The sequence below is a fragment of the Flavobacterium swingsii genome (genome assembly GCF_900111965.1).
Classification (GTDB): domain Bacteria; phylum Bacteroidota; class Bacteroidia; order Flavobacteriales; family Flavobacteriaceae; genus Flavobacterium; species Flavobacterium swingsii.
In genome coordinates, this window is record NZ_FOJT01000001.1 from 166,382 (window position 1) to 183,126 (window position 16,745).

Annotated in this window: 18 protein-coding genes; 12 read left to right on the plus strand and 6 right to left on the minus strand. The window is 31.5% G+C overall.

Going from position 1 to position 16,745, the window contains the following annotated elements; all coding sequences use genetic code 11:
• Nucleotides 1-32: 32 nt before the first annotated feature.
• Both BM053_RS00785 and BM053_RS00790 read right to left on the minus strand, forming a co-directional pair.
• A complete protein-coding gene (locus BM053_RS00785; protein ID WP_091472905.1) occupies nt 33-329 on the minus strand; it encodes a DciA family protein in 297 nt (98 codons plus the stop codon).
• 1 nt (nt 330) lies between these two features.
• Nucleotides 331-750: a lipocalin-like domain-containing protein gene (locus BM053_RS00790; RefSeq protein ID WP_091472908.1), complete on the minus strand. Its 420-nt coding sequence runs from the start codon at nt 748-750 to the stop codon at nt 331-333.
• Nucleotides 751-825: 75 nt separating this feature from the next.
• Between BM053_RS00790 and BM053_RS00795 the strand changes: the two genes are divergently transcribed.
• Entirely contained in the window at nt 826-1,911 is a 1,086-nt protein-coding gene (locus BM053_RS00795) for a serine hydrolase domain-containing protein (RefSeq protein WP_091472910.1), read from the plus strand.
• A gap of 461 nt (nt 1,912-2,372) precedes the next feature.
• Here BM053_RS00795 and BM053_RS00800 read toward each other — a convergent pair whose 3' ends face one another.
• Nucleotides 2,373-2,963: a glutathione peroxidase gene (locus BM053_RS00800; protein WP_091472913.1), complete on the minus strand. Its 591-nt coding sequence runs from the start codon at nt 2,961-2,963 to the stop codon at nt 2,373-2,375.
• 4 nt (nt 2,964-2,967) lie between these two features.
• Nucleotides 2,968-6,093 (minus strand): cytochrome c biogenesis protein, encoded by a 3,126-nt coding sequence (gene ccsA / locus BM053_RS00805; protein ID WP_091473728.1) that lies wholly within the window; start codon nt 6,091-6,093, stop codon nt 2,968-2,970.
• A gap of 154 nt (nt 6,094-6,247) precedes the next feature.
• Here ccsA and BM053_RS00810 point away from each other — a divergent pair, with 154 nt between their 5' ends.
• The 7 genes from BM053_RS00810 to BM053_RS00840 all read left to right on the plus strand — a co-directional run bounded on the left by BM053_RS00810 (nt 6,248) and on the right by BM053_RS00840 (nt 12,278).
• Nucleotides 6,248-7,009, plus strand: coding sequence for a Rossmann-like and DUF2520 domain-containing protein (locus BM053_RS00810; RefSeq protein WP_091472916.1), 762 nt, complete (start codon nt 6,248-6,250; stop codon nt 7,007-7,009).
• Nucleotides 6,993-7,520: a KdsC family phosphatase gene (locus tag BM053_RS00815; protein WP_091472917.1), complete on the plus strand. Its 528-nt coding sequence runs from the start codon at nt 6,993-6,995 to the stop codon at nt 7,518-7,520. Before BM053_RS00810 ends, BM053_RS00815 begins: the two co-directional genes overlap by 17 nt.
• A gap of 53 nt (nt 7,521-7,573) precedes the next feature.
• Entirely contained in the window at nt 7,574-8,497 is a 924-nt protein-coding gene (locus BM053_RS00820) for a geranylgeranylglycerol-phosphate geranylgeranyltransferase (protein ID WP_091472920.1), read from the plus strand.
• Entirely contained in the window at nt 8,487-9,074 is a 588-nt protein-coding gene (locus BM053_RS00825; protein ID WP_091472923.1) for a Maf-like protein, read from the plus strand. The genes BM053_RS00820 and BM053_RS00825 overlap by 11 nt, the downstream gene beginning before the upstream one ends.
• Nucleotides 9,075-9,164: 90 nt before the next feature.
• The gene (locus BM053_RS00830; RefSeq protein WP_091472925.1) at nt 9,165-9,677 is read left to right on the plus strand and encodes a hypothetical protein; all 513 of its coding nucleotides are present in this window, start codon (nt 9,165-9,167) and stop codon (nt 9,675-9,677) included.
• Nucleotides 9,678-9,781: 104 nt separating this feature from the next.
• The gene (gene truA / locus BM053_RS00835) at nt 9,782-10,534 is read left to right on the plus strand and encodes a tRNA pseudouridine(38-40) synthase TruA (RefSeq protein WP_091472929.1); all 753 of its coding nucleotides are present in this window, start codon (nt 9,782-9,784) and stop codon (nt 10,532-10,534) included.
• Nucleotides 10,521-12,278 (plus strand): ABC transporter ATP-binding protein, encoded by a 1,758-nt coding sequence (locus BM053_RS00840; RefSeq protein ID WP_091472930.1) that lies wholly within the window; start codon nt 10,521-10,523, stop codon nt 12,276-12,278. The genes truA and BM053_RS00840 overlap by 14 nt, the downstream gene beginning before the upstream one ends.
• Nucleotides 12,279-12,459: 181 nt before the next feature.
• Here the strand turns inward: BM053_RS00840 and folP are convergent, their stop codons facing one another.
• Nucleotides 12,460-13,284 carry a dihydropteroate synthase gene (folP, locus tag BM053_RS00845; RefSeq protein ID WP_091472933.1) on the minus strand — a complete coding sequence of 275 codons (825 nt, stop codon included), beginning with the start codon at nt 13,282-13,284 and terminating at the stop codon, nt 12,460-12,462.
• Nucleotides 13,285-13,375: 91 nt separating this feature from the next.
• Between folP and BM053_RS00850 the strand changes: the two genes are divergently transcribed.
• From BM053_RS00850 to tpiA, 4 genes are read left to right on the plus strand one after another with little or no spacing between them, the layout of a single operon-like run.
• Complete coding sequence (locus BM053_RS00850) at nt 13,376-13,918, plus strand: DUF1599 domain-containing protein (RefSeq protein ID WP_091472935.1); 543 nt, start codon at nt 13,376-13,378, stop codon at nt 13,916-13,918.
• A 56-nt stretch (nt 13,919-13,974) separates the two neighbouring features.
• Nucleotides 13,975-15,075, plus strand: a complete 1,101-nt coding sequence (locus BM053_RS00855) for a MauE/DoxX family redox-associated membrane protein (RefSeq protein WP_091472937.1) — start codon at nt 13,975-13,977, stop codon at nt 15,073-15,075.
• Between the two features lie 3 nt (nt 15,076-15,078).
• On the plus strand, nt 15,079-15,576 hold the full coding sequence (locus tag BM053_RS00860; protein ID WP_091472940.1) for a TlpA family protein disulfide reductase: 498 nt from the start codon (nt 15,079-15,081) through the stop codon (nt 15,574-15,576).
• Nucleotides 15,576-16,328, plus strand: a complete 753-nt coding sequence (gene tpiA, locus BM053_RS00865; protein ID WP_091472942.1) for a triose-phosphate isomerase — start codon at nt 15,576-15,578, stop codon at nt 16,326-16,328. Before BM053_RS00860 ends, tpiA begins: the two co-directional genes overlap by 1 nt.
• Before the next feature lie 63 nt (nt 16,329-16,391).
• On the opposite strand, the gene BM053_RS00870 is transcribed toward tpiA, so the two are convergent.
• Nucleotides 16,392-16,739 (minus strand): hypothetical protein, encoded by a 348-nt coding sequence (locus tag BM053_RS00870; RefSeq protein WP_143076448.1) that lies wholly within the window; start codon nt 16,737-16,739, stop codon nt 16,392-16,394.
• Between the last annotated feature and the right edge of the window lie 6 nt (nt 16,740-16,745).

Below are 16,745 nucleotides of genomic sequence, written 5' to 3' on the forward strand. Positions count from 1 at the left end.
TCTATGAAATGGGATTTTTTTTATGAGCAAACTTATCTAAGAACAACATCTTTTACAACGTCTTTCCCCAATTCTTCGTTTATCATTTTGATAATTTTATCTTTGCCATAACTTAATTCCTCACGCAAAACCGACGAAGTGAGTTCGACATATAAAATATTATTTCGCAAAGCCACACTTCGAGTATAATTATTTACGCCATTTCCCATCAAGTTCTTCCAAGCATCAATAACAGAAACTTGATCTAGTCCTGATTCAAGTTTGTTGGTTTTAATAATTTGATTTAAAATATCGCCAACTACACTTTGATTATTAATTCGTTTTGCCATTTTATTTTTCGGTATTTAAAATGACTTTACTAAAATATAATTTTGCTTTATCTGATGTTTCTAAAACCAATTCTTTTTCCGAAACAGATTCGATTCTTTCGGTATGTTTTCCGAATTTTGATGTAAACTCGATAAAAACACCTTCCGAATTATCCGATATTTTTACCGTTTCCGACAAATCATTTACTAAAAAAGTCCCGTCAGGTTGCCAAGTCACTTTTTTATGAAAACCAGTTTCATTTTTTATTTCATAATAATCATACACTTCATTTATAGGATAATCTTTCTTATCGCCATCTGTATTTACAGCTTTGGTAATTTGCCAATAGCCATTTATGTCATCAATTTTCGAAATATCAACCTTTTGGGAACATCCAAAACAAATTGATAGTAGAAATACTAAAATTAAAATCTTTTTCATTCTGTAAAAATAGTAATAATACATTAAACCTTTTTGAAAAATTAATGTCTAAATTTGAAACTAAACCCAATTATTATGAAAGCTATTTTACTTGCATTATCCAGCATTTTATTTTTGACAAGTTGTAGTACCGAAACTGTTTTGCCAACACCAATTCCCACTCCTACTCCAATTCCTGTTGAAGAAGCTATGTATTATCCAACTATTGGAAGTGGCATTTGGGAAACAAAAAGCATTCAAACTTTAGGTTGGAATCAATCGGCAGTGCAACCTTTATTGGATTATTTAGCTTTAAAAAATTCTAAATCATTTATCATCCTTGTAAATGGAAGAATTGTCATGGAAAATTATTTTAACAGTCACAATGCCACAGCAAATTGGTATTGGGCAAGCGCCGGAAAAACATTAACTTCTACAGTAACTGGAATTGCACAACAAGAAGGTTTATTAAACATAAATAACAAAGTTTCACAATATATAGGAACTGGTTGGACAAGCGAAACTTTGGCACAAGAAAACCTAATTACTTGCAAAAATTTATTATCTATGAATTCTGGTTTAGATGATAGTACCGATGCTGTAGATCCCGCAAGTCTTACTTATACTGCCGATGCTGGCACAAGATGGGCTTATCATAATGTCTATGTAAAACTGCAAGATGTTGTAGCAAGTGCTTCTGGACAAACTTGGAGTAGTTATTTTAATACCAAATTAAGAGATAAAATTGGTATGGACGGTACTTGGATTCAAAGCGGAAACAATTCGGTTTATTGGAGCACAACAAGAAGTATGGCGCGTTTTGGTCTTTTGGCTTTAAATAAAGGAAAGTGGAATTCTGATCAAATTGTAAACGAAAATTATTTTAATGAAGCTACGAATACCTCACAAACTATAAATCAAAGTTATGGTTATTTGTGGTGGCTAAACGGGAAATCTAGTTTTCATTTGCCACAAAGTCAATTGCAATTTTCTGGAAGTATTATACCTAACGGAGCTAATGATATGTTTATGGCTTTGGGTAAAAACGACCAAAAAATATATGTTATTCCTAGCAAAAAAATGGTAGTTATTAGAATGGGAGATGCTGCAGATACCTCAAATCTTGCTTTATCAGATTTTGATAATGTATTATGGCAAAAAATAAATGCACTATACCAATAGCGCATTTATTTTTATTCAAGTATAACGTTTCTCGGCTTAATTTTCAATTTTATATTTTCTAAAGAAATAGTATATAGTAATTCCAAAAAGAAGTGAGAAAGAATAACTAATATAATCTTCCACCGTCATTCTACTTGCTGTATAAATCAGTAAATCTTTTAAATCTCTTAATATTACGTAAGAAGGAAACATTATTAACTTGAAAACAATATAAAGTTTCAAGATAGATATGGAATATTTATTTGCTAGAAAAAAGAAAATTAAGGCAGTTAAACATAACAACAGGTTAAAGTATTGTAAAACTAAAATAGAAATTACGGAATAAGTTTTTGTTAGACTCATTATTGAGGCTATCAAATCAAAACTAACAACTATTAGTAATACTATTCCAAAGATTCTATTATTGAAGAGTTTTTTTATCATAGTATTGTTTGTTCGCAATTTTGGTAATCTCGCACAACTTAGGATTTAATCCAACTCACGATTTCATCATCTATTGGCAAAGTAGTGGGTGCAATTACTTTGGATAAATGACCTTCAGTATCAATTAGATATTTCTGGAAATTCCATTTTACCTCGTTGTCTTCTAATCCGTTTTTAGATTTTTGAGTTAGAAATTGATATAACAAGTGCATATCATCACCTTTTACCGATATTTTTTCCATCATAGGAAAAGTTACTCCATAATTTCTAGAACAAAAAGTAGCTATTGTAGCATTAGTTCCTGGTTCTTGAGCTCCAAAATTATTTGCAGGAAATCCTATAATTACAAAATTCTTGTCTTTAAACTCGGTGTATAACTCTTGCAATTGCTCATATTGTGGTGTTAACCCACATTCTGAAGCGGTGTTTACAACCATTACTTTTTTCCCTTTCAATGAAGAAAAATCGAATTCTTTTCCTTCAATGTCTTTTACTTTAAACTGATAAATAGATTCTTGTGCCATATTATTTGTTTTTTGTTCTTTTGAAAGTTGATTTATAATATTTGCTTCTTGACTCTTACAAGTCATTAACATCATTAACGAAAATATCCAAAGTAATTGTTTCATAGTTTTATTTTTTATAATATTTCCTGTATTTAGGATACGTGATTAAACCGATTAATGAGATTGTTCCTAACGAATAATATATCCAATCTAATGATTTTGCTTCGCCACTAGCGTAAGAATGCAAGCCAACCAAATGAAAATTGACTCCATAATAAGTGAATAAAATAGATATAAAAGCGAACATACTCATCAAATTGAAAAACCATTTCCCTCGTAATGAAGGGACAAAACGGGCATGAATTACAAAAGCATAAACCATAATACTAATAAGCGCCCATGTCTCTTTTGGATCCCAACCCCAGTAGCGTCCCCAAGATTCGTTTGCCCATTGTCCTCCAAGGAAATTTCCTATGGTAAGCATAATTAATCCGATGGTTAACGCCATTTCGTTGATATAAGTTATCTCTTTTATGTTTAACTCCATTTTAGCTTTGTTCTTTTCATTCGTAAAAAATATAAGTACCAATGCCACAAAACCTAAAATCATACCCAATGCAAATGGTCCGTAACTACCTACAATAACCGCCACGTGAATCATAAGCCAATACGAATTAAGCACGGGTTGGAGGTTTGCAATTTCTGGATCTATCCAATTGGCATTAGCTTGCATAAAAATCATGGCAGTTACAAATGCCGCCGAAGCTACCGTTAATTTAGATTTTTTGTCGAAAGCCAAACCAAAAAACATAGTCGCCCAAGCCACATAAATAATAGCTTCATAAGCGTTGCTCCAAGGAGCATGACCCGAAATATACCATCTTGCTACGAGTGCTAATGTGTGCATACCAAACAAGAAACCAATAAATACGTGAAAAGAATTTACCGTAATTCTTAGCCATTTTTTATCAAAGAAGATACTCAACAAGGTAAAAATTAACATCAAAATACTCGCACAAGCATAGTAATTAAACAACTTTTTTAGGATATTATATTTGTTATATAGTACTTCCGAAGTGATTTTCTCTTCACTTGGCATCACTTTGCTTCCGTGTTTTTTCTGAAATTTTACAATTCCGTCAAGATAAAAGTCAGGTTCTTTGTAGTTATTGTTTGCGGCCGCATTTTCTAACGACATTAAATATATAGGAAGAATTTGCTTTGTAAAAGTAGAATCCATTCCTTTTAAACCAGCATGATTAAGCTCGGCAAACGATGCCCATTTGTTGTTTGCATCATTAGGAATTGGGAATATTTTTAGAATACTTCCCGACAATGCCGAATTCATTAAGTTTATCTTCTTATCTGTTTCTACAAAACCTTTTTCAAAACTATTTGGATTTGCTGCTTTGTAAGCAGCGTCTAGATATTTTGATAATTTATAATTTCCAATTTCATCAAAAAAGTCGATAAATTTTGCTAATTTTTGATTTTTATCAATACCAATAATACTACGAATACTATCATTTCCTGGTTTTATATAAATAAGTGGCACTTCATACCAAACCGTTGGATATTGCGTCATAGAAACGAATACTTGGTCTGAATTCATGTTCTGATAGGTATCGGAATGACTCACTTTTCGTAACAATTCTGACGAAAAAGTATTTATAGGCTTCATTCTTCCACCCAAATCTTGAACGATTAAACGTCCGAATTTCTCTGCATGTTTTTCGCTAATTTTTCGTTTGTCTAGAACGGAATCTATTTGTTTTAGTGTGGCTTTTTTCTCATGATGATTTTGTGCAAAACCAGTAAATGCAAATAATAAGATTAGAATCGTAAGATTGGCTTTTTTAATTTTTACAACTTCTAATTTTCGTTTGATGTCGGCAAAACGAGAATGTTTGGTAAACATAATTGCCATCATAGCAAAAAACAACATAAAATACCCAATATAAGTTATCCAAGTTCCCCAAAAATCATGACTTACCGAGAGTACAGTTCCTTTCTCATCTGGATCGAATGAAGACTGGAAAAAGCGATAACCCTTGTAATCTAAAACGTGATTCATAAAAATTTTATAATCAAAATTTGGTTTGTCTTCAACGGTTACTTTACTTTCATAAGAAGAATAACTTTTTTCGGTTCCTGGATATTTCTGAGCGACAAAATCATTTAATTTTATTTTGAATGGCAATTCGTATGATTTACTTCCAAATGACAAGGTATAATCTAGATTCCCAATTTTTACCGTTTTTGGTTCTCCCATTTTACCTTTAGAACCCACAAGCGTTACTTCACGTTCTTGACCTTCCGATTTTATTGTTAAAACAAGTGCATCTTCCTCATCTTTTGCTTTATAATCATTACTAGATTTATAGCCTATTGCTCCTTTTTTTGCAGGTTCTGGGAACACAAATTGCGCACCAGCAACATTATATAATGAACGCATCATGAGTGGTTCGGTCGCATCTTTATTTACTTTTCCTTTCAGTTTGTCTGCCATTCGCATAAACTCACCTTCAAACGGAGTACTTATCGTGTAAGCTCCCAAAGTTGTATTGATATTGATTGCGCCTTTTGTAAATTTATTTAACGAAAACAAAACATTATGAATATTGACTACTTCGCCCGATTTTAGGAAATGTTCATGTCTTGTTCCTCCGCCAGATTCGACCATTTTTAGGAAATCGATTCCGTTTTTGTTTTCTATTATGGTTTCTTTGGCTCCCATAATAAATTGTTTCAATTCGATTGTAAATGGTGTTTTATCGAAAGATTTATGTAACGAGAAATCATTATTTGTAGCTTGCGAAAACAAAACAGCTTGCTCGAAAGTTCGACGTTTCATTTCGCCTTTGTATTGTCCATCGACATTTACAGTTAAAAATGTTTTGTCCGAATAAAAATGATTTTCTGAAGCACCCTCACGAATTGGCATCATGCCTTCGTAGCTAATATATCGGGTTACAAATGCTCCCAGAAGTATTAAAACAAATGCCAAATGCAGCATTAGTGTTGCCCATTTTTCTTTTTTAAATAACTGATAACGTTTTATGTTTCCAATAAAATTGATCATAAAAAACACCATAATTCCTTCAAACCACCAAGCATTATATACCAAAATCCTTGAGGTTGTTGTGTTGTATTTACTTTCTATGAATGTTCCTGTAGCCATTACAATTGCAAAACCAACGAACAATATTGCCATTAATCTTGTTGAAAAGAGTATCGATTTTAATTTTTCCATAATAAATTTGGAGTCGTATTTTTTAAGTGCAACAAAAATACTCAAAAATGTTTGTTTCAAATAAAGAAACAGACATAATTTAAGCATAAATTATGATTGGTTTACCAAATTTATAAATTTCAAAAAATTAGTAATTTTTATTTATTTTAGCCAAATGATTCGAGTAGTAATAATAGGTTCGGGAAATGTTGCGCAACATTTAATAAAAGCTTTCGCTAAAAGTAGTATTATCGAAATAGTACAAGCTTTTTCTCGCAACAAAGAAAACCTAACAAATCTTATTGATTCTTCAAAAATCGCAACCGATTTGAATGCTTTAATTGATGCTGATTTGTATATTATTTCGGTTTCCGATAATGCTATTGCAGAAGTTTCACATCAATTAAAAGTTGAAAACAAATTAGTTGTTCATACTTCGGGAAGTATTGATATGATTGATTTAGACAATAAAAACCCAAAAGGTGTTTTTTATCCATTGCAAACATTTTCAAAAAATGCAGCAGTAAATTTTGATGTCATTCCAATTTGTTTAGAAGCCGAAAATATTGAAGATTACAAATTGCTGGAAACAGTAGCGAAATCTATTTCCGACAAGGTTTTCAACATCAATTCAAATCAAAGAAAAGCATTGCATGTTTCGGCAGTTTTTGTCAATAATTTCGTGAATCATTTGTATAAAATTGGAAACGATATTTGTAAAGAAAATAATATTCCTTTCGAAATTTTACAACCATTAATACAAGAAACAGCAAACAAAATCACTTCGCTTTCGCCAAATGAAGCGCAAACTGGACCAGCAAAACGAAACGATTCACAAACTATAAACTCACATTTGCAATTTCTAACGGACGAAAATCAGAAAGAAATTTATAAAATACTAACAAAATCTATTATCGATAATGGCAAAAAGCTATAAAGAAATCATGAACGACATCACCACATTTATTTTAGATGTTGATGGCGTACTAACCGACGGAAAAGTACACGTTTCCCCAACTGGCGAAATGCTTCGAGAAATGCATATTCGTGACGGATTTGCTATGAAAGCTGCTCTAGAATCTGGTTATAATGTTTGCATTATTTCGGGCGGAAGCAACGAAGGTGTTCGTATTAGATTAAGAAATCTAGGTATTACTGATATTCATCTTGCAGCTCCAAATAAAGTAGAAACTTTTAAGGAATACATCGAATTATATAATATTAAACCCGAACAAGTCCTATATATGGGTGACGATATTCCGGATTATCATGTCATGCAACTGGTAGGATTACCTACTTGTCCGCAAGATGCTTCACCAGAAATAAAAGGCGTTTCCAAGTATATTTCTCACATAAATGGCGGAAATGGCGCTGTTCGCGATGTTATAGAACAAGTGATGAAAGTGCAAGGAAAATGGCTTACTTATTTTAATGGAAAACACGATTAAATAACCCAAATTCGCTATAAAAAAAATAGAATAAACAAACGATTACAAAAAAAATGAAATACCTAAAACTCATTCGATTCCAAAATTTAATTATGATTGCCTTAATGCAACTCATTGTTTTGTTTGGATTCCTAAAAATGCAAAATATAGAATTGGCTTTAGCATTATGGCAATATTATTTATTAATAATTTCTACTGTTTGCATCGCTGCTGGCGGTTATATTATTAATAATATTTTTGACACCAATACCGATTTAGACAATAAACCAAACGATGTTGTGGTCGGAAAATCCGTTTCTGAATCGTTAGCATACAATTTATATGTCACTTTTACACTTATTGGTGTTTGCATCGGATTTTATTTATCGAATGTAATTATGAAACCCAGTTTTTTACTGTTTTTTATAATTCCATCAGCCTTATTATACATTTATGCCACGAGTTTGAAACAAATTATGATAGTAGGAAATGTTGTAATTGCGAGTTTATTGTCATTTAGCATTATCATTATTGGTATTTTTATGATTATTCCTGCAACAGACGAAATAAACAAAAAAGCGATGTCGACCGTACTTTCGGTTTTATTCGATTTTGCTACGATAGCATTTATAATCAATTTTATTAGAGAAATTGTTAAAGATTTAGAAGATACGAAAGGTGATGAAAATCAAGGAATGCAAACTTTACCTGTAATTTTGGGAACTTCTAAAACTTCCAAATTAGTGTTTGTGTTAAGTTTTATTCCTATAATGTGTATTTTATATTATGTGTATAATTATTTGTTTAATCTGCAATATGCAACAATATATATATTAGTATTTTTAGTTGGACCACTACTCTATTTTATGATTAAAATATGGTCGGCCGAAACAAAAAAGGATTTTCATCATCTCAGTAATGTTTTAAAATTGGTTGTCTTTTTCGGAATCATTTCCATAGCAGTTATTGGAATAAATATGAAATATTATGTTGCGTAAAAAGTTCGAAAATACCAAAATAATTTTAGCTTCCGGTTCGCCAAGAAGACAAGAATTTTTCAAGAATTTAGATTTAGATTTTGAAATTCGCCTCAAAGAAATCGAAGAAGTTTTCCCAGAAACCTTACAATCATTAGAAATCACCGATTATTTAGCCAAACTAAAAGCTTCTGCATTTGATGGCGATTTACTTGAAAATGAACTGTTAGTAACCAGTGACACTTTAGTTTGGTTAAAAAATGAAGCGCTCGGAAAACCAAAAGATTATCCCGATGCTTTTGCAATGCTTCAAAAATTATCTGACCAAACTCACGAAGTTATCACATCAGTTTGTTTTAAAACCAAAGACAAAATCGAGATTGTAAATGATATTACTAAAGTTACTTTTGGTACATTATCCGACGAAGCTATCGCTTATTATTTAGATAACTACAAACCTTTCGACAAAGCTGGAAGTTACGGAATTCAAGAATGGATAGGACTCGTAGGTATAACAAACATTGATGGTTCGTACACAAACGTTGTCGGATTACCCACCGAAAAAGTGTATCGATATTTGTTAAATTTTACTTTTTAACAATCTCACAAAAGATTTATGGCACGGTTGTTGGAAATTGATAAACAACAAACGTATTTATTAAGTTATTCATAAATAAAACCATAAATCATGAGAAAATTACAATTTACAATCGCAGCATTTATATTGTTATTTACATTACAATCTAATGCACAAGTATCGGTTAGTTTAAATATCGGTTCACCACGTCCTACATGGTACAATCATCATGAATCTGAATGTGATTATTACTATCTTCCAGAAATAGAAGCTTACTACGATGTTCGTTCGTCAGTTTATATTTATCTTGGACCAAGAGGTTGGATTCGTTCGGTTTATTTACCAGAATATTGTCATAATTATGATGTAAATAGCGGATATAGAGTTGCCATCGATTATAGAGGTCATTCTCCTTACGCTTACTTTAACAATCACAGAGAAAGATATTATCGTCCAAATTACAGAAATTATCGCGAAGAATATTACCGCCCAAATTACGAAAACAGAAGAGTCGTTGTACAAAATTATCGCAGAGATTATGACGACGATCACGATGGTTATAGAAAAGAAAAACACAATAACGGCCGAGGACATGGAAATGGACACGGAAACGGAAGAAGATAATTTACTTACTTAATTCTTAAAAAACAGAGGACATTCCGTTCTCTGTTTTTTTTATTTATTACCAATAGATTTCCTTTATCTTTGTAAAAAAATCAATTTTTGTTTTGAGATATTTTATCGAATTTGCTTATAACGGAACACTTTATCACGGCTGGCAATACCAACCCAATGCTACATCAGTACAAGAAACTTTAAACAAAGTTTTTTCGACACTTTTGCAAGAAGAAATAGATATTATGGGAGCTGGCAGGACTGATGCTGGCGTGCATGCCAAGCAAATGTATGGTCATTTTGATTCTGAGATTGTTATTGATAATTCGAAATTTATTCACAAAATCAATTCATTTTTACCCAAAGACATTGTTGTTTTTGATATAATTCCCGTTCACGATGAAGCTCATGCCAGATTTGATGCCATTTCACGGACATATAATTACCATATTTCAACTTACAAAAATGTATTTACTAATGATTTGGCTTGGTATTCATCAAAAGATTTAGATGTCATTGCCATGAATGAAGCAGCAAAAGTATTATTAAAGTTTACCGATTTTAAATGTTTTTCAAAAACAAATACCGATGTAAATACGTATAATTGCACAATAACCGAAGCTTTTTGGACTGTAGAAAAAGAACAACTTATCTTTACCATTACAGCCGACAGATTCTTAAGAAATATGGTTCGTGCCATTGTAGGAACTCTCATCAATATTGGTTTACATAAAATAACTATTGAAGATTTTATACAAATAATTGAATCTCAGAACAGAGAAAATGCTGGATTTTCGGTTCCAGCACATGGTTTATTTCTCACGAATATCAAATATCCTTACATAAAGAAAGATGAAAGCATTTGATACAACCCTTTTCAAAAGGATTTTAGAATACACCAAACCATACAAAAAACGGTATTATAGTGTGGTTGTTTGGGCAATATTATTGGCTCTTTTTGCAGCACTTCGTCCCTATTTACTAAAAAATATAATAGATGATTATGTTTTACCCAAAGACAAAAACGGATTTTCCTTATTCGTAATTCTTATGGCAAGTTCGCTTATTCTCGAAGTTTTAGCTCAATTTTACTTTGTTTATTGGGCAAATTGGTTGGGACAAGACATTATAAAAGACATTAGAATAAAGCTTTTTAAACACATAACAAGTTTCAAAATTAGTTATTTCGATCACGAACCTGTAGGTAAATTAGTCACTCGTTCTGTTTCTGATATCGAATCTATCGCAAGAATTTTCAGTCAAGGTTTGTTTATGATCATCAGTGATTTGCTTAAAATGGTGGTCGTACTTGTTTTTATGCTTTATATGAATTGGAAATTAACCATGATTATTCTTGCCGCAATGCCAATCTTAATTTATATAACTAGAATATTTCAGAGAAAAATGCAACTTGCTTTCGAAGAAGTAAGAAACCAAATTTCTAACCTAAATACTTTCGTACAAGAACGTGTTACAGGTATGAAAATCGTGCAACTTTTTACCAGAGAAGCTATCGAACTTGAAAAGTTTAAAGAAATTAACGACAAACACCGAAAAGCTTGGGTAAAAAACGTTTGGTATAACTCTATATTTTTTCCAATTGCCGATATTATTTCATCATTATCCTTAAGTTTTATTGTTTATTATGGAGCGATGTTGATACTAAACGACGATCCGCTAACCAAACAAGGAGATTTGTTTGCCTTTACAATGTACATCTCGATATTTTTTACACCATTACGTCAAATTGCAGATAAGTTTAACGAAATGCAAATGGGAATGATTGCCGCCAATCGTGTTTTTGACATACTAGACACCAATCACCATATTGAAGATATTGGTACACAAATCGCTCCTAAATTTGAAGGTAAAATCGATTTCGAAAACGTAACTTTTGGATATAAACCAGATGAAAATGTTCTAAAAAGCATCAATTTATCTGTCGATGAAGGAAAAACCATCGCCATTGTAGGTGCAACTGGAGCAGGAAAATCGACAATAATTAACCTGTTAAACCGTTTTTACGAAATAAAATCAGGTACGATTTCTATAGATGGAAAAGATATTACAAACTACACTTTAGATAGTTTACGCCAACAAATCGCTATTGTTTTACAAGATGTTTTCTTATTTGCTGATACCATTCACAATAATATAACTTTAAATAATGAAGCCATTTCCAGAGAAGAAATTATCATGGCTGCTAAAGAAATTGGTGCACACGAATTTATCATGAGCTTGCCAAACGGATATGATTATAATGTAAAAGAACGTGGCAATATGCTGTCATCAGGACAACGCCAACTCATTGCATTTTTGCGTGCTTATGTAAGCAAACCAAGTATTCTAATTCTTGATGAAGCAACTTCGTCTATCGATGTTTATTTAGAAGAACTCATACAAAAAGCTACCGAAACATTAACCAAAAACAGAACGTCAATCGTAATTGCACATCGCTTGGCAACAATTATAAATGCTGATAAAATTGTGGTTCTTGACAAAGGAATTGTGGTTGAAGAAGGAACCCATAATCAACTATTACAAAAGGAAAATGGTTATTACCGAAAATTATATGATTCGCAGTTTGTAGCTCACGGCGAAGAAATTTAAACACAAATTTCACTAATTATCACGAATTAATTTGTGTTCTGTTTTTTCAAAAACAAATTGAAAAAATAGCCACAGATTAAAAAGATTTTCACAGATTTTTTGAAATCTTTTTAATCCTTTTAATCTGTGGCGAAAAAAGAATTAGATAAAATAATTTGTGCAAATTCGTGTAATTCGTGTTTTATTTTTGCAATTGATTATACAATTTCACACATTCTACCGCTTCTTTTACATCATGAACTCGAAGAATATTAGCCCCTTTTGTTAATGAAATTGTGTTTAAAACCGAAGTTCCATTTAAAGCATTTTCAGGTGTGTTTTCCAATGTTTTATAAATCATCGATTTTCTAGAAATTCCAACTAGAACAGGTAATTCAAGCATTTGAAATAATTTTAATTTATTCAGTAATTCGAAATTTTGTTCCAATGTTTTAGCAAAACCAAAACCTGGATCTATAATCAAATCATTAATACCAAAACTTCTAGCTTTGGCTACTTTTTTAGAAAAATAAAACAAAACATCTTTAACCAAATCATCATAATTTGTCATTTTACTCATGGTTTGCGGCGTTCCACGCATATGCATCATAATGTACGGAACTTGCAGTTTCGCAATGGTTTCAAACATTTCATCATCAAGATTTCCTGCAGAAATATCATTGATTATTGCTGCACCATTTTCTATCGCCATTTGTGCCACTTTACTATTGAAAGTATCGATGGAAAGTATGGTTTCAGGGAAATTTTTCAAAATCAAATCAACTGTCGAAATAACCCGATTTAGTTCTTCATCAACCAAAACAATTTCAGCATTTGGTTTGCTCGATTGTCCACCAATATCGATAAAATTCGCACCATCTTGCAACATTTTTTCAACTTGGAGCAAAACATTTTTTTCTGAAACAAATCGTCCACCATCATAAAAAGAATCTGGTGTAACATTCAAAATCCCCATTACTTTTGGCATCGATAAATCGATAAGTTGTCCTTTGCAGTTAATTGTCATTTTGAATATTGAAATTGTTACTGATATTGATATTAAAATTGCTTAAAAAAACTTATTTTTGAACAAATTTGATACAAATATAAATTAAAAAATGAAGAATACTTCACAACAATACGACGCAATCATCACAATTTGTCGAGATTTATACACCAAAAAAATGAAAGATTACGGTTCTGCATGGCGCATTTTGCGTTTGCCATCGCTTACCGATCAGATATTTATCAAAGCACAACGCATTCGTAGTTTACAAGAAAATGAGGTTCGAAAAGTAGATGAAGACGAAAGTTCGGAGTTTATTGGGATTATCAATTATTCGATAATGGCATTAATACAACTAGACAAAGGAATTGCTTTACAACCCGATTTAGATGTTAATGAAGCTGTGAGATTGTACGACGAAAAAGTTTCGATTACTAAAGATTTAATGGAAAACAAGAATCATGATTACGGTGAAGCTTGGCGCGATATGCGTGTGAGTTCCTTGACCGATTTGATTTTGCAAAAAATTCTTCGAGTAAAACAAATTGAAGATAATAAAGGAAAAACATTGGTTTCGGAAGGGATTGATGCCAATTATCAAGATATGATAAATTATGCGGTTTTTGCTTTAATACTGATGGATTTTAAAAAATAACAACTCATTAACAGATACTAAAATCAATCGGTTTTATATTTGTAAAAAACATAAAAATGGAAAAAGGAAAAAGCTATTTAACTTGGACAATTAGAATCATAATTTCGTTCTTATTTATTGTTTCGGCAGTAGCCAAAATGTATCCATCGCCTTATTTTGCTATTTCAACATTCGAAGTAAAACAGTTGTATCCATTAGGATTTTCAGAAATTATTGCGCCTTGGTTTTCTCGAATATTAATCGGAATCGAATTGGCTTTGGGAATTCTTATTCTTCAAAATAACTTTTTACGAAAATTAATTATTCCAGTAACCATTTTATTATTAGCCGTTTTCGTTGGTCATTTGTCTTATGTAACATTTTTAAGCGGCGGAAATTCTGGTAATTGTGGTTGTTTTGGCGAACTAATCCCAATGACACCAATTGAAGCCATAATAAAAAACATAGTTGCTATATTTCTATTGCTTTATTTATTCTATTTATTACCAAAAACAAATGATAAAAACAATTTTTGGATAGTTTCAGGTATCACATTAGCGACTATAATTTCGATATTTTTATTGGCACCAATTAAAAAAATCACAAACGATTTTGTAGTTTCTCCAATAGAAAATGTTGTTTCTGATACAATTTCTACAGAAAATATCGCTCCAATTGTTAAAGATTCAGTTTTTACTGCTGTAAAAGTTGATTCGGTAAAAAAAGTACTTCCAACAAAAATTGAAGAAGTAATTTCAACAACCGAACCCAAAAAAATCAAATCAGGTTATGCCAAATTATTTCCAAAAATAGATTCTGGCCGAAAAACATTATGCTTTTTTGTTCCTGGTTGTGATCATTGCCGCACAGCCGCAAAAGAATTGACCGAATTGAAACAAAAAAATGCTAATTTTCCAGAGATTTTAATCATTTTCATGAATGAAGAAGCCGATTTAATTCCAGCATTTTTCAAAGAAACTGGAGCCGAATATCCTTATAAAATTATCGAAATTATTCCGTTTTGGAATGCTTTAGGAACTGGTAAAGACACACCAGGAGTTAAATATCTTTGGAACGGAAACACCTACAAATATTATAACGGAATTACCGATAACAAATTTAATCCTACCGATTATCAAGAACTAATTAACAAGCCGTTTTCTGAATTAAAAAAATAAATTATGAAAAAAACAATCCTTTTACTATCAGTTATAATATTGATAATTTTTTGTTCAAATACAAAAAAAGAAGAATTCTCTAAAGAAGCATTATCAAACAAATTGGTAACTGCTAACGGAAGCGAAACCAACCTAAAAAAAATCCTGAAAAAGCACAAAGGCAAAACCGTAGTTATCGAAATTTGGGCATCTTGGTGTAGCGATTGTGTAAAAAATATGTCAAACGTTAAGGAATTACAAACCGCTTATCCCAATACCGATTTTGTTTTCTTGTCTTGCGACAAAACCACAGAAGCTTGGGCAAAAGGTATCGAAAAACATGAACTTGTAGGCGAACATTACTTAATTCCTGAAGGAATGAAAGGGGCTTTTGCAAAATCTATCAATTTAGATTGGATTCCGAGATATATCATTATTGACAAAACAGGAAAAATAGCTTTGTATAAAGCCATTGAAACCGATCACGAAAAAGTAAACACTTTATTAAAAAGCCTAAACTAATGAGATCCAAAATTGTAGCTGGAAACTGGAAAATGAATAAAAATTCGGAAGAAACCGAAGATTTAATCAACGAACTGATAGACAAATTACCAACAGATGGTAACACTAAAATAATTATTGCGCCTACTTTTATAAACCTTGCTTCGGCTGTCGACCATACCGAATTTACGAATATTCGTGTAGCTGCACAAAATATGCATCAAGCAGAAAATGGCGCTTATACTGGCGAAATTTCAGCAGATATGCTAAAAAGTATTGGTGTAAACACTGTAATTCTAGGTCATTCAGAACGCAGATCGATTTTTCATGAAACCGATGCAGTGATTTCGTTTAAAGTTGATACCGCTTTAAAACACGATATGACTGTCATTTTTTGTTTTGGAGAAGAACTGAAAGACCGTCAAAACAAACAACATTTTAACATTGTTGAAAATCAATTGCGTGACGGATTATTTCATATCGATAAATCGGCTTGGGCAAATATCATTTTGGCATACGAACCTGTTTGGGCAATAGGAACTGGAGAGACTGCAAGTCCTGAACAAGCACAAGAAATGCACGAATTTATTAGAGAAACTGTCCGTAAAGTATTTGGTAGTGATATAGCCGAAGATGTTTCTATTCTTTATGGCGGAAGTGTAAAACCAGATAACGCTGCAGCAATTTTCTCTAAACCTGATATTGATGGTGGACTAATAGGCGGAGCAGCATTAAAAGCTGATGATTTTGTAGCGATTGTAAATGGGATTTAATATAAAAAAAGCTCATTAGAAAAATTCCTAATGAGCTTCTAACCAAACATAAAACAAACAAAACTAAAATTTATAAGTGATTTTCCCTTTTACATAAACAGGTACTTCTTTATTAATATTTATTCTATTAAAATTAATACTGCTATTTCCCGATAAACTGTCGAAACTAAAATTAGGCTCATCTGCATAAATATTAAAAAAATTTCGCATTGATAATCTAAAATAAAACCTGTTATAATTGTATATTATTTTAATATCCGATGACAGATAATCTGCTGCCGATTCTAAAAAACTATATTCTACTACATTTTTTACTATTATATTATGATGATTCATCTTTATTTCTCTTGAATACTGAGAAAATCCTCTAATTGTGAAACTAAGTAATAAAAATATTAATACCTTTTTCATAATATA